Source organism: Pseudomonas aylmerensis, from assembly GCF_001702265.1.
Classification (GTDB): domain Bacteria; phylum Pseudomonadota; class Gammaproteobacteria; order Pseudomonadales; family Pseudomonadaceae; genus Aquipseudomonas; species Aquipseudomonas aylmerensis.
Genome location: NZ_MAUE01000010.1, coordinates 285,842 through 299,745, shown reverse-complemented (window position 1 = coordinate 299,745; position 13,904 = coordinate 285,842). Strand labels below are relative to the sequence as shown.

General features: G+C 47.2%; 14 protein-coding genes. 12 read left to right on the top strand and 2 right to left on the bottom strand.

Going from position 1 to position 13,904, the window contains the following annotated elements; translation table 11 throughout:
- Positions 1-2 precede the first annotated feature (2 nt).
- The 12 genes from neuB (at position 3) to BBG20_RS07515 (ending at position 11,841) form a co-directional block, all read left to right on the top strand.
- Positions 3-1,085 carry an N-acetylneuraminate synthase gene (neuB, locus tag BBG20_RS07565; RefSeq protein WP_065901814.1) on the top strand — a complete coding sequence of 361 codons (1,083 nt, stop codon included), beginning with the start codon at positions 3-5 and terminating at the stop codon, positions 1,083-1,085.
- Positions 1,085-1,774 (top strand): acetyltransferase, encoded by a 690-nt coding sequence (locus BBG20_RS07560; protein WP_065901812.1) that lies wholly within the window; start codon positions 1,085-1,087, stop codon positions 1,772-1,774. Before neuB ends, BBG20_RS07560 begins: the two co-directional genes overlap by 1 nt.
- On the top strand, positions 1,771-2,817 hold the full coding sequence (locus BBG20_RS07555) for a nucleotidyltransferase family protein (protein ID WP_065901810.1): 1,047 nt from the start codon (positions 1,771-1,773) through the stop codon (positions 2,815-2,817). The genes BBG20_RS07560 and BBG20_RS07555 overlap by 4 nt, the downstream gene beginning before the upstream one ends.
- On the top strand, positions 2,814-3,836 hold the full coding sequence (locus BBG20_RS07550; RefSeq protein WP_065901808.1) for a Gfo/Idh/MocA family protein: 1,023 nt from the start codon (positions 2,814-2,816) through the stop codon (positions 3,834-3,836). Before BBG20_RS07555 ends, BBG20_RS07550 begins: the two co-directional genes overlap by 4 nt.
- Positions 3,833-4,534: an acylneuraminate cytidylyltransferase family protein gene (locus tag BBG20_RS07545; RefSeq protein ID WP_065901806.1), complete on the top strand. Its 702-nt coding sequence runs from the start codon at positions 3,833-3,835 to the stop codon at positions 4,532-4,534. The genes BBG20_RS07550 and BBG20_RS07545 overlap by 4 nt, the downstream gene beginning before the upstream one ends.
- Positions 4,521-5,282, top strand: coding sequence for an oxidoreductase (locus BBG20_RS07540; RefSeq protein ID WP_065901804.1), 762 nt, complete (start codon positions 4,521-4,523; stop codon positions 5,280-5,282). Before BBG20_RS07545 ends, BBG20_RS07540 begins: the two co-directional genes overlap by 14 nt.
- Before the next feature lie 126 nt (positions 5,283-5,408).
- Positions 5,409-6,617: a hypothetical protein gene (locus tag BBG20_RS07535; RefSeq protein ID WP_141697266.1), complete on the top strand. Its 1,209-nt coding sequence runs from the start codon at positions 5,409-5,411 to the stop codon at positions 6,615-6,617.
- Positions 6,618-6,636: 19 nt separating this feature from the next.
- Positions 6,637-7,893, top strand: a complete 1,257-nt coding sequence (locus BBG20_RS07530) for a lipopolysaccharide biosynthesis protein (protein WP_065901800.1) — start codon at positions 6,637-6,639, stop codon at positions 7,891-7,893.
- A gap of 84 nt (positions 7,894-7,977) precedes the next feature.
- Positions 7,978-9,270: a hypothetical protein gene (locus tag BBG20_RS32350; protein ID WP_141697265.1), complete on the top strand. Its 1,293-nt coding sequence runs from the start codon at positions 7,978-7,980 to the stop codon at positions 9,268-9,270.
- 33 nt (positions 9,271-9,303) lie between these two features.
- On the top strand, positions 9,304-10,446 hold the full coding sequence (locus tag BBG20_RS07525) for an N-acetyl sugar amidotransferase (protein WP_065901797.1): 1,143 nt from the start codon (positions 9,304-9,306) through the stop codon (positions 10,444-10,446).
- Complete coding sequence (gene hisH, locus BBG20_RS07520; RefSeq protein ID WP_065901795.1) at positions 10,443-11,057, top strand: imidazole glycerol phosphate synthase subunit HisH; 615 nt, start codon at positions 10,443-10,445, stop codon at positions 11,055-11,057. The genes BBG20_RS07525 and hisH overlap by 4 nt, the downstream gene beginning before the upstream one ends.
- Position 11,058: 1 nt before the next feature.
- The gene (locus tag BBG20_RS07515; protein ID WP_065901793.1) at positions 11,059-11,841 is read left to right on the top strand and encodes an AglZ/HisF2 family acetamidino modification protein; all 783 of its coding nucleotides are present in this window, start codon (positions 11,059-11,061) and stop codon (positions 11,839-11,841) included.
- A 56-nt stretch (positions 11,842-11,897) separates the two neighbouring features.
- Here the strand turns inward: BBG20_RS07515 and BBG20_RS07510 are convergent, their stop codons facing one another.
- Positions 11,898-13,424, bottom strand: coding sequence for a hypothetical protein (locus BBG20_RS07510; RefSeq protein ID WP_065901787.1), 1,527 nt, complete (start codon positions 13,422-13,424; stop codon positions 11,898-11,900).
- A 53-nt stretch (positions 13,425-13,477) separates the two neighbouring features.
- Entirely contained in the window at positions 13,478-13,894 is a 417-nt protein-coding gene (locus BBG20_RS07505) for a GtrA family protein (RefSeq protein ID WP_226939983.1), read from the bottom strand.
- Positions 13,895-13,904 lie beyond the last annotated feature (10 nt).

The window sequence follows — 13,904 nt, the reverse complement described above, 5'->3', positions numbered from 1 at the left end:
CCATGAAAGTATCTAACGAAGACTCGGTCTATATCATCGCTGAGGCCGGCGTTAACCATAATGGTGAGCGAGCCCTTGCGTTTGCCCTCGTGGACGCAGCGGCTGAAGCGGGTGCTGATGCAGTGAAATTTCAAACCTTTGATGCCGCACGTCTAGCGTCGAAGGCGGCTCCCAAGGCCTCTTATCAAAAGCAGAGTACCGACGCGGCCGAAAGCCAACTTGCCATGCTCAAAAAACTTGAATTGCCCAAAGAATGGCATGCGGATCTTCAGGCTCATGCACATAGTAGAGGGATTGAGTTTTTATCCACGGCATTCGATACCGATAGCCTGACTTTTTTGTGTGAGATGGATCTGCCATTTTTCAAAGTGCCTTCCGGCGAACTCACGAACGGTCCGCTTTTGTGGCAGTTTGCACATACTGGAAAGCCACTCGTGTTGTCGACCGGTATGGCTACATTGAGCGAAGTCGAGCAGGGCCTGGCGATCGTTGCACATGCGCTGGCGTCTGATCGAGAGCCTGCGAACATGGACGAGGTTTGGAAGAGCTGGAGCGAGCCGCAAACTCGCGCACGTCTCAAGCGACATGTCACCTTACTACATTGCACCTCCCAGTACCCTACGCCGTGGGAGGAAGTGAACTTGCGCGCAATGGATACGTTAAAAGCGTTCGATCTGGCGGTGGGTTACTCCGATCATACGGAAGGTGGCTTGATTTCCGTCGCTGCGGTAGCCCGAGGCGCTAGGGTCATCGAGAAACATTTCACGTTGGACCGCGCTATGCCAGGGCCGGATCATAAGGCATCCCTTGAGCCCGGCGAATTAAAGGCAATGATTAGCCAGATCCGCGTGCTGGAGTTGGCCTTGGGCGATGCCTGCAAGGCGCCTCAACCCAGTGAATGGGACACCCGCAGGGCCGCGCGCCAGCAGGTAGTGGCGGCGCGCGATATTGCTGAAGGCTCCATCATTGGCAGGGACGATTTGACAACGGCGCGCGCCGGCTCGGGATTGCCGCCCACAGCGTTGTGGGAGTTGGTTGGAACCCGCAGCAAATTTGCCGTGCAGGCCGGTGAGACCATCAATTAATGAATCAGCCATCTAACCCATCATTGAACTTGGTGATGCTGGGCGCGGGCGGGCATGCCAAGGTCCTGCTTTCACTTGCAAAGGCCTCGGGTTTGCACGTGATAGGCGTCTGTGATCCAGAGCTTCACCGTTCAGGCGTCCTGATGTGGCGCGGACTTACCGTGTTGGGTGGGGATGATGCGTTGGAACCGCTTGATCGCGCGCGCGTCGGTCTGATAAACGGCATTGGTCAGGTAGTTGGGAGTACTCTTCGACGGACCATTTATGAGTTGGCGGTAGCCAGGGGGTTTCTATTTCCTCCACTTGTACACCCGTCTGCTTGTGTGGATGAATCCGCTGTGCTGGGTCAGGGAGTACAAGTAATGGCCGGCGCTATCATCCAGCCAGATGTGATCCTGGGATGCAATACCATTATCAATACCCGAGCCAGCGTGGATCATGATTGCACTGTGGCTGCCCATGTACACATCGCCCCCGGAGCGACCCTCTGCGGGAACGTTCAGATAGGCACCGGCACATTTGTAGGTGCGGGAGCAACTGTTATTCAGGGCTTGATGCTGGGCGAGTACGCTGTCGTCGGTGCCGGGACGGTCATGGTTCGTGACCTGGCAGCCCGTAATGTTTTATTAGGACAAGCGGCGCGTTCCAAATTCGTTCCTGACGAGACAAATAGAGAAGGTAATCAATGAAACAGTGGGAGTTAACACTCGTCGGTCCAGAGTGCTCAATGGAGGAGGCCATCGCGACACTTGATCGTGTTGCTGTGCGTATCGTTATGATTGTCGACGAGGAACGCTGCCTGTTAGGTACTTTGACTGATGGCGACGTGCGTCGAGCGTTGTTGAAACAGAAGGCTTTGTCCACGCAAGTCAAAGATGTGATGTGCACGACGCCGCGCACTGCCGGTCCTAACTGGAGCCGTGAGCGCATTATGGCGGTTATGGACACCTACCAATTATTGCAGTTACCGGTAATAGACACTGAAGGTAAAGTTATCGGGCTTGAGACGTTGCATGAGTTGTTGACCCGCAGGCGTCGTGATAATCCAGTTTTTTTGATGGCGGGCGGTTTCGGCACTCGTTTGCGACCGTTGACACATAACTGTCCAAAACCGCTGCTCAAGGTGGGAGACAAGCCCATTCTCGAGTTAATTCTAGAGAGGTTCATTAGTTCTGGCTTCCACAGATTTTTCATCTCGACTCACTACATGCCTGAAATGATTAGGGAGCACTTTGGCGATGGTAGCCAGTGGGGAGTCTCCATTCGCTACATTCATGAAGATGAACCCTTGGGAACGGGGGGAGCACTGGGGCTGTTGCCTCACGATGAAATAGATGCTCCGCTGTTCTTGATGAACGGTGATCTGTTAACCACGTTGAATTTTGAAAATCTTCTTGAGTTTCATCAAGAGCACCAGGGCGCCGCGACTATGTGTGTGCGTGAATACGAGTATTGCGTTCCTTATGGTGTGATACAAAGTGATGGTCATCGCATACGCTCTATGGTCGAAAAGCCGATTCAGCACTTTTTCATCAATGCGGGTATTTATTTGCTCTCGCCAGAATTAGTGAAGAGTGTCGCCGCGAAAACACGGGTGGACATGCCCACGTTATTGGAAGGCGAAATCGCGGCGGGTCGAGATGTAAATATGTTTCCCGTTCATGAATATTGGCTTGATATAGGCCGGATGGAAGATTTCCAGCGGGCGCAGCAAGAGTTCGGTGGGCTATGAGCGAGCAGGTGAATTATCTAGTCATCGGCAGCGGTAGTATTGCAAAGCGTCATCTTGCAAATCTCAAAAGGCTTTTCGGCGGTAGTCACACGACAATAGGGTGTGTTTCTGCTTCAGGCAGAACTATCTCTGCAAGTGAAGTGGGCGAAGGGATAGTGATTTATAACACGCTGGCGCAGGCGCTCGAAAATGAATATGCGTTTGCTATTATTGCTTCACCAGCACCTTGGCATATAGAGAATGCCGCACAGTTGCTGCAGAAAAATATTCCATTATTAATTGAAAAGCCGCTGTCTGATTCATTAAAAAATTTTAGGTTGTACGAAAGTACGTTGTTAGCACATCAGGATAAAATTGAAGTTGCGTACAATCTTCGCTTCTTGCCATCGGCTGTTAAATTTAAGGCTTTGCTTGAAGATCAGGTAGTGGGGTCAGTGCAGGGGGTCAGCGTTGACGTCGGTCAGTATTTGCCCGATTGGCGCCCGGCGAGTGACTACCGGAGGAATGTCTCTGCTCGTAAAGAATTGGGCGGTGGTGTATTGCTCGAGCTCAGTCATGATCTCGATTACTTAGGTTGGCTGTTTGGTAGATTTGAAACTGCCTATTGCGTCTCTAGAAATACTGGTACGTTGGATGTAAATGTTGAAGATGTCGCGGATGCGCTGTTAGTGCGCGAGGACCGCCTCACTGTTGCGGTGCATATGGATTTTCTACAGCGATCTCCCGTGCGCACGTGCAAAGTAATCGGAGCGCTCGGAACATTGGTTTGGGATATCATCAGCAATACAATTACTCTCCGTACGGGCGCAAATGAAAAAAGGGTACTGTTCGAAGATTCCGAGTATGACAGGAATAATATGTACCTTGATCAACTTCGGCATTTTTCAGATGTTGCCAGTGGGAACGTCTCCCCGGCCATCAGCATTAACGAAGGGCTTAACACGCTATATCTGATTGAAGCAATGAAGGCGTCTGCTTTGACAGGGCTGTCGGTCAAGATTGAGGAGAGTCAAGCGTGAGCACCTATGCTTTTATTTTTGCGCGGGGCAATTCCAAGGGGTTGCCGGGAAAAAACATTAAGTTACTGGGAGGGAAGCCGCTCTTAGCGCATTCCATCTGTGTCGCTCAGCAGGTGCCGGGTATAGACAAGATTTTTGTCTCTACCGATTCTGCCGAAATTGCGGCAGTGGCAGAAGCTTTCCAGGCCACAGTAATCATGAGACCTGACGAACTGGCCACGGATACTGCTTCAGAATGGCTCGCGTGGCGGCATGCGATCGAGACGTTACAAGCTCAGGGAGATAGTTTCGATGTATTTGTGAGTTTACCCGCGACGAGCCCCTTGAGGAACGTTGGAGACGTTCAGCAATGCATGGCAAGCCTTGATGAACAGTCGGACGTAGTCGTTACAGTTACACCCGCTTCACGAAGTCCATACTTCAATATGGTTGTACGTGATGAAGAAGGAGCCAGCCAATTGGTGTGTTCGGGCTCGCAGGTAAGTCGTCGTCAAGATGCGCCGGTCGTGTATGACATGACGACAGTGGCTTATGTGGCTCGCCCAGAATTCATTATGTCCAATGAGCGTATTTTTTCAGGTCGCGTAAAATCCGTTGTTATACCACGCGAGCGTGCGGTCGATATTGATGATATTTATGATTTCAAGTTGGCCGAAATGTTTTTAGAAAGTAAGGATACTGTACATGTTGGAAAATAAAACTATTCTTGTTGTGGGTGCGGGTGGTTTGCTCGGATCAAATCTTGTGTCGGCCTTGCTGGGGCAAGGCGCGTCTGTCATCGCCGCAGATATAAACCGGCAGGCAATGCTTTCTCGCCTGGAAAAGGTATCTGGTTTCGACGCCAGTGGTAATTTAACACTCGTAGAACTTGACTTGAATGATGCCCAAGCCGTCAAAGCTTTTTTTAAGGGGGCCAAGGGGTTGGATGGCGCGGCCAACTGTGCATATCCGAGAAATAAGCATTATGGTGCAAAGTTGTTTGATGTCGAGCTAGAGCACTTTAATGAAAATGTAAGTCTTCATCTGGGTGCCACGTTCTTGTTTATGCAGCAATGTGCCGCGTATTTCCAGAGGGAGCAGCAGGCATTTTCGCTGGTCAATATTTCTTCGGTTTATGGCGTTATTGCTCCGCGGTTTGAAATATATGAAAACACCGCCATGACAATGCCAGTCGAGTATGCGGCAATAAAGGCGGGTGTCCTGCAGTTGAGTAAATATTTAACCGCTTACGTGTCTAATAGCTTGTTCCGATCAAACTGTGTGAGCCCAGGCGGTATATTTGACAACCAGCCTCAGCCTTTTTTGGAGAAGTATAAATCATACTGTATGGGTAAGGGCATGCTTGATATTAGTGATGTCACCGGCACTGTTCTATTCTTGCTGTCTGAAAGCGCGAAATATGTTAATGGGCAAAATATAATTGTTGATGATGGGTTTTCACTATGAGGCCTGTATCGTTGTTGGTCGAGCGTCTAATGCTTAATGCTACTTCATTGGCGGCGACTTAACTTTATGATACTCCTCGTTATTGGATACATGCTTTGTGTTTATTTTCTGTTGAGAAATAAGCATGTGCTGAGTCCTTCAAATATAGTGTTTGCAAGTTACTTTCTATATTTTGTTTTCCCCGCGTCACTTTTTTATATCCTTGAAGCTCTGAGTTGGCAATATGTGCTTCCCTGGGGAAAAATAAATGACTGGGCGGCGCTCTCCAACGAGGCAGTGTTGTCTTATGCTTATGTGTTCACACTTTTTTTCCTGATAACTCGCTTGCTTGAGTTAATAATAGACCGTCGCCACACGTCTGATATTTTTTTTGAGTATCAGGTAAGGCCCATCGGAATCGCGCTATTGGCCTTCGTCGTTTTGCTAGGAGGTATTTATTTCTTCCAGGTTACCGGCGGTATGGATGCTTGGTTCAGCGATTACAGTAAAACCTATCTTGAGAAAAAGAAAGGGTATGGGGTATTGAATTTTCTGCTCTTGATGGGGGCGAACTTTCTTGCTTTTGCATTGGGCGTACATTGGCGAACAAAAACGCGACTTAATGTGCCATTGGTGCTTTTGGTCCTGGTGGTGTTGGTTTTTTGTGCCTATATTCAAGGGATTAAGAGTAGGATATTTTATTTCCTGATATTTTTTAGCCTGCCGTGGCTATGTACATTTAAATTGACACTTATAAAAGCCAGTTTGATCTTTGCAGGATTTGTCCTGCTGTTTAGTTTTTCCATGTATTTCCGGTCCAATGGATTTTATAATACGCCTGAAATGTTATTGGAGTACTTTCTAAATTATTTCAACACTATCTTTCTGCACGATATGATTTTAAGGGACATGCCACCTGATTTTTTCCTTACGTTCGACTTTCCGTTTAAAAAATGGATGACATTTGTGGGGGTTCCGTCAGAGGGATATTTGCATGATATCAGTCGTTGGCTGACGTCCATTTACTTCCCTTCTCAATGGTTTGATGAATCTGCGACCCAACAATGGCCTATAGAAACAGAGTTGTATTTGAATTACGGTAGTTACATTTTCTGGTTTATTCCTGTTCTGTTGTGCTCGCTCTATATATGTGGTTTGTATTATTTCAGGTTCAGAGGTGGGCCTGTTTTTCTATTTATTTATGTCTCTGAACTGTTGCTGTTCTTAAGTATGTTCAGGGGGAGTATGTTTCAGTGGATAGCGCTCTTTAATATGGGCTTCTATATTTGTATTTGGGCCGGCCGACGCTTGTTGTTTTCCCGTACACGGCAGCTTAGCTCTATACCTACTACATGAACGTCTGGCGGTTGGTTTTATGTTAAGAGAACACGTAGTCCGTGTCGCCAATATCACATTGCGTGGGATGACGCTCGTCAGTAAGTTTGTACTGCTATTTTTTCTTGCTAAATTTCTTCAGGCAAGTGAGGTAGGGTTATATGGATTGCTTTCTGCAACTATTGGCTATGCCCTCTACGTTATCGGTTTTGAGTTCTATAATTTTTCCACGCGAGAAATGATCGGTGAGGACTCCAAACATTGGTTGGGGATGATCCGGGATCAGTTGGCCTTGTATGGGGTTTTGTACTGCATATTCCTGCCTTGCGCGCTTTTCATATTCTATATGGGGTGGCTCCCATGGTCACACGTATTCTGGTTTCTCGTCCTGGCGTTGCTTGAGCATATAGCTCAGGAACTCAATCGTATATTGGTTGCCATCTCTCAACAGCTGTTAGCCAGCGTGGTGCTTTTTTTACGCAGCGGCGCTTGGTGTCTGGCAGTGGTCGTCGTCATGTGGGTGGATGTGTCGGCCCGAAACTTGGACGTATTGCTCGGAGGTTGGGTCGTAGGTTGCTTGCTGGGCTGTATACTGGCTATAAAGAAGATTTCTGAATTTGACCGGAATTCCCTGCGCCGAAAAATAAACTGGAGCTGGGTTTCCCGGGGGGTGAAGATTGCGATCCCATTGCTGGTTGCCAGCCTTGCCATGAGAGGTGTCTTCACCTTTGACAGGTATTTTATTGAGAGTACCGCTAGCCTTGAAGTCCTGGGGGCCTACGTGTTGTTTGTCGGAATGGCATCTGCAGTGCTGTCTTTTTTGGATGCGGGTGTGATTGTGTTTTTCTATCCGAAATTGGTGTCGTCTGCGAAAAAAGGAGATCTGCCACTATTCCGCAAGCAGATGAAGATGCTTGCATTTAACGTTTTAGGCGTCACGGCATTCCTTGTGTTGGCATGTTATGGAGTTAGTGGTCTCGTTTTACACTGGTTGAATAATGCTATTTATTCAGAGAATATTCATATTTTATATTGGTTGTTGTTGGCAGTCGCTGTGTACTCGGTGAGTATGATTCCACATCTTGGACTTTATGCGTTTGGGTTTGATAAACCCCTTTTGTACAGCCAAGTGGTTGGCTTGTTTGTTTTCTTGGCTGGCGCTTACTGGCTCCAGGGCGAAGAGGGTTTTTATGCTGTACCCATGTCTATGTGTATTGCCTTTTTTGTGATTCTAATATGGAAGTCATTTGCTTATGTTTTAAGGGTGCGACGTATAAGCTCCAGCGTGCCTATATAATGTAAACTCAATGATCGGATGAGAAGGTTCTCGTGGAATTGAGTGATTCGAATAATAAAGTAGAAACGGTTTGATGGTTGCTCTATGAAAAAAGAATTATTAGTTATTGTTGCAGATTACATTCGGGCAACTGAGAATGAAATTTCCATAGATAAGAGTGTTTACGATCTCGCGAATACGTCTCCCGAGCGCTTGGGTTACATGCCGCGTCCGGCTAAGATACTCAATAAATTCATAAAACGACCTGTATTGTTCAAGCTATTGGTCATGGTGTTGAGAGGACTTTGGCGCGCAGGCGGCGCTTCATTGTTCTTTTTCTATGAAATGATCGTTTTTTACAAATACTCTCGACGTGTCCCTGCGCAGTTAGAAAGTGAAAATCACTCGCGTGAGTACGCGTTAGCTTTTTCAGCACGGGCCGCTGATATATTAACGTCGAAAGTTCTTTCTTTTGAACCGGAGTGCTGGATTACGTTTCCATGGGTGCAAACGAATTTCGAGCGGGAAGTAGAGTCGATTGATGTGTTCTCCTTATTGAAAGGAAAGGATATCTTCGCCGCTTTTGTTCTTGCTGTCATTGCGTCGAGAAAAATCGCTCACAGTAAAAAAAATCAGAGATGGATGCTTCAAAGCTATACCGCATTTCGTTGGTTTGCTGTTCGTATTGCCTTGGGAAAATTGCGTACCCATAAATTAATTATTGCTGAACATTATGATCGGTGGGCTATGCTCGCAGACAGTGTGGCGTCGCGATGCGGGAGAGATCCAGGAAACCAGAGTGATTCAGGCATGGAATTAGTCATGGTGCAGCATGGTTCCCTGTCCGGACTTGCATCACTGGAGTATCAGGCACGCCCCTCGTTACCATTTAAACTTGGGCATAAGCTGAAAAATGTAACTCATGCGTTCGTCTACAACGAAGACGCTAAAATGATATTTGCGTCGGATATCCTCTCGTTTAGTTGTACAGCCGCGGGGGTTGCATTTACCTATTTTAGCCCAGCCATAAAGTTGACTACATATCCCTCTGAAAACCCTGTACGGGTTTTATTTGTTGGTCATCCTATTTGTGAAGGACTGCATGCGCATTTACTTCGGGATCTCGTTCAAGCCTATCAAGTGAGTTTTTATTACAAACCACACCCTACCGCGGGTGCTGCGGAGTCTGTGCAACACGAGGCATGGCAGGTAATTATGGGGCGTGAGTCTTTCCCGGAGGTCGATTTTCTTATAGCTTACCCCTCAACCTTGGTGATTGAGTACGCCGCATCAGGAATTTCTGCGATACTCCACCCGTTGGATTTGAATCCAGAGGTTTCCTCTGGCCTTCTGGAGTCAATCAAGTCAAAATTAGACACAATGGGCTGTAAAAAATAGAATGAGCGTTATGGTTACTTTAAAGGAGTGGGTATGAGCGGTAAAGACTATCAAATGTGCTCTCGCTGTATTATGGATAGTAGTGATCCGCATATCCACTTTAACGAACAAGGGTTGTGTGATTATTGCGTCAATTTTGATTTGGCGATTATGCCTAACTGGCACCCAAACGAGCGCGGCCACGCCGAACTCATGAAGTTGAGTGAAAAAATAAAGAAAGACGGACAGGGGCGAGATTTCGATTGTATTATTGGGTTGAGCGGGGGCCTGGACAGTTCGTATGTGAGCTACTTGGCCAAGGAAGTCATGGGCCTGCGCCCCTTACTTTTCCATGTGGACGCAGGGTGGAATACAGACCAGGCTGTTGGCAACATTGAAAAGTTGGTCGACGGCTTGGGCTTGGACCTGTACACCGAAGTCATCAATTGGGAAGAAATGAAAAGCCTGCAATTGGCCTTTCTCAAGGCGCAGGTCGCTGATCAGGATATCCCCCAAGACACTGCGTTTTTCTCTGGGCTCTATAAGTTCGCCAAAGCTCACAAAATTAAATACGTACTGACGGGGGGGAACTTTTCCACTGAGTGTTGCCGTGAGCCTGAGGAGTGGGGCGCCTATCCTGGTATCGACAAGACGTTGATCAACGACATTCACGGTCAGTTCGGCTCGCGGAAGTTGAAGAGCTTCCCGATTGTTGACGTATTGGCCTATAAAATTTACTACCGTTACGTTCTAGGCATGCAAGTGGTGCGCCCGCTGAATTTGGTGCCCTACGTCAAGCACGATGCTGAGGCAACCCTGGAGCGATTGTTTGGTTGGAAGAAATTTCAACATAAGCACCATGAGTCGCGTTTTACCCGTTTTTACGAAGACTATTGGATGCCGCGTAAGTTTGGTTATGAAAAGCGGCGCGCGCATTTTTCCAGCCTCATTATGACGGGGCAGATGACGCGTGAAGAGGCATTGCAGCGTATTTCCAAGCCCGAACTTGATGAACAGTTCCTGATGTCAGAGTTTGAGTATGTTGCCAGCAAGCTAGACCTCAGTGTTACAGAGTTGCAGGCGCTGTTTGAGGGGAAGAATAAGACCTTTCACGATTATAAGAATAAGCATTTCATGATTGGCTTGGGAGCTCGAGTACTGTCTGCGTTGGGATTGGAAAGAAGGCTGTTTAGATGATCACCATTATTGATTATGGCCTCGGAAATATTCAGGCTTTTGTGAATGTTTATAGGCGTTTACATATACCTGTCACCATTGCTCGTACTGTGGAGGACTTGCACTCTGCGACCAAGCTTATCCTACCAGGCGTGGGCGCCTTCGATCATGCGATGGAAAGATTGAACGCCTCAGGTATGCGCGCAATGCTTGATGAGTTGGTATTGGTCCGGAAAATCCCGGTGATTGGTATCTGCGTGGGCATGCAGATGCTAGCAGACAGTAGCGATGAAGGCTCACTTCCCGGGCTTGGGTGGGTTCCGGGGCGCGTGCGACATTTTGGCTCTGTACCCGGATTAACAAACCTCCCTTTGCCGCATATGGGGTGGAATGATATTGAGTCTTCACCTGGGCACTCTTTGTTCAGGGGGCTGGAGAATGAGGCAAGGTTCTACTTCCTTCACTCCTTCTATTTTGAATGCGCACAAGATGTTAATGAGGTTGCTCGAACCGAGTACGGTCTGAATTTCAGCTGCGCAGTTTCTGAGGGAAATATCTACGGTGTTCAGTTTCACCCGGAAAAAAGCCATCACTTTGGTGTCGCGCTTCTAAAAAATTTCGCGGAATTATGAAATGTTAAGACCTAGAATTATTCCCTGCTTGCTGATTCAAGATAGCGGACTGGTGAAAACGGTACGCTTCAAGGACCCTAAATACGTCGGGGATCCCATTAATGCTGTCAAGATTTTTAACGAAAAGGAGGCTGACGAATTAATCGTCCTGGATATTGATGCGACGGTTAATAATCGTGAGCCAAATTATAAGCAAATAGCAATTTTGGCCGCGGAATGCCGAATGCCACTTTGTTATGGCGGTGGTATACGTACTGTTGACCAAGCCCGGAAAATTATTGCATCAGGTGTGGAGAAAGTGGCCATCAGTGCTGCCGCTTTGGAGAACCCGCAGTTGGTGGCTCAAATAGCAAATGAAGTAGGTCGGCAAAGTGTCGTTGTAGTTCTTGATCATAAAAAGCGACTGCTGAGCAAGCAGCATGATGTATGGACGCATAATGGCAAGGTCAACACAAAGCGCAATGTACTCGATGTGGCCAAGGAGATGGAGGTTCTGGGGGCGGGCGAAGTGGTGATTAACTCCATTGACAACGACGGTCGCATGAAAGGCTATGATCTTGAGTTGCTTATGCAGCTACGCAAGACTGTCAATACGCCTGTGACGATCCTCGGGGGGGCTGGATCCTTGGAAGATATGGGCAAGGTCATATCGAACTGTGGGGCGGTGGGGGTTGCGGCAGGTAGTTTCTTTGTTTTCAAAGGGCCATATCGGGCTGTGTTGATCAGTTATCCCGATATTACCCAGAAAGAAAAGTTTATTTTTTCAGCGTTGCGCTCTAATTGATCAGCCATTGATCGCAGTAAAAGTTATTCAGCTCAATGCTTCTACTGCGATCAATATCAGGGTCGACTCATTTCCGAGATTGATACGGTTACGATAGAGTCGCCCTTTCCTGAAAGGTATTTAGCAAAAGTTTTTCCAGCGTTCCATTTACCAACCGATGTGCTGATGTTCATATCCACGATGCAGTTCGGCATCTGCGCGGGCATGAAATACTTCTTCTTATAGCTCTCTTTGGTGAATTTCCCATAAAGTTCTTTCATGTCGAAGATTGGGTCTTTCGAATCCCCCAGTGGTAATTGATTTGTGTCGCCGTAGGCTCGATAGAATATATCGCCATATTCATAATTTGTTAACGTTCCAACCCCTTTGCTTCGGATGTTGATAGCGCAATAAGGAAGTGGCGCAAGGCCTTTCAGTTCGCTAATCAAGCCACGCTGAAAGAGTACCTCCTTCATTTTTCCCTCATGTGCATAAATATTAATTGCGCATGCGTGTATCAATATTGATGCTAGTGCCAGGTACCGCAAGCGGGGCATGTGAGCTAGAGACTGCCAAATCGCCGGTAGCAGTAGTACTGCAAAAACAGTGCTGGTGAATGTAAATCGGAGGCTCTCGCCGTGCATCAACCCGATTTCAGATACGCCCGGTACTTTATTGACGGCGATATAGGCAACGCCATTAAATAAAATGCCCAGAAAGAGAATTGAAAAAAGATAGAATGTTTTCTTTTCGCGCCGATAGTATAAGGCTAAACAGGCGGCAGCAAGGCTAGGTAAATACAGGATTGCATAATATTTTGTGAGTTTAAGATAGCTTCCGATGTTGAAGATATTTTTGAGATGAATTTCGTTGTATGTGGCGTATAAGCCGTAGGTGGGGAATATTTTTCTGAGGGCAAAAAAACCTGCTGTTATGAATATGATAAGACCGGCATTGATGAGGCGGTCTTTTGTGTGGGGGTGTTGATACAGGCAGCTTAGTAATATAAGTGATATTGACAGTGGCGCATTCGACGACTGTTGAAATGAAAGGAGAAGCAAGGGGAGACATAATGCCAGTGCTTTTCGATCCAGTAGATAGCGTGTGCAGATTAACGTGGCAAACAACGTAAGTGAATGCATCAAGTAAATGTTTGAGTAGTAAAGCACCCAGGCAGGCGATAAATAAAACAGGATGGCTGTGTAGAATTTTATCTGTCGGGGTATTTCAAAATACCTTGACGCAATATGACCGACTTCAAGGGCTGACAGAATCAGAAAAAGAACAGTAAATAGTTTTGCAAGTGTCTCGTAGTTTATAATTTCATGAAAAATATAAACCGCGTCGTAAATGTAGGGGGTGAAAAACAATCCGGCTTCGCTGAACCATTCGTGGTAGATGTCAGGTCGTTCAAGGGACACGGCATGGGAGACGATGACACCGTCCCATAGATCGGTCCCCATGGTCAGAAAGCCAGCGAGACCAACAGTGAGTGTTATTGCCATCAACAGCTGGAGGCTGATGCTGACAAAATTTATCCGGAGAGTTGTTTCTTTAATATCTGTCCAGGATTTATCAAAAAACATTGTTTTCAGAGAGAACATCCTAGGTCCTTAAGGTATGAGTCTTCGGAGTGGAGTGAGCGATAGTTTTATTCTTATCTGGGGTCGCGATATGTCCACGTGCTGTGCAGAATAAACGTGATAATGGGAACAGTCAGAATTACTCCGAGGATACCTAACAGGTAATTTAACCCTATCCATTGTGCTAGCCACGCGATGGAGACCGATGCAATGAAGCCTATTACGGACACACAAATGAATTTATAGAGTGTGTGTCTTTGCAGGGGCTGAGAGAAACTCCACAGGGTATTGATTGCATAAGATGTCAGTGTGGCGATAATAAATGCGACGCCGTTCGATAAAGGAGGCGAATACAAGAATACACTGACCATGGCCCAGACGATGAATGCATGGAGGAGGGTGATGAGCAGGCCCGTGGCGCAAAAGCGCAGGACTCTTTTTTTCGCGTCATGCTGGCCGATCATCTGGTGCTGCACCTTGGGTATGCTCACTTCAATCGCC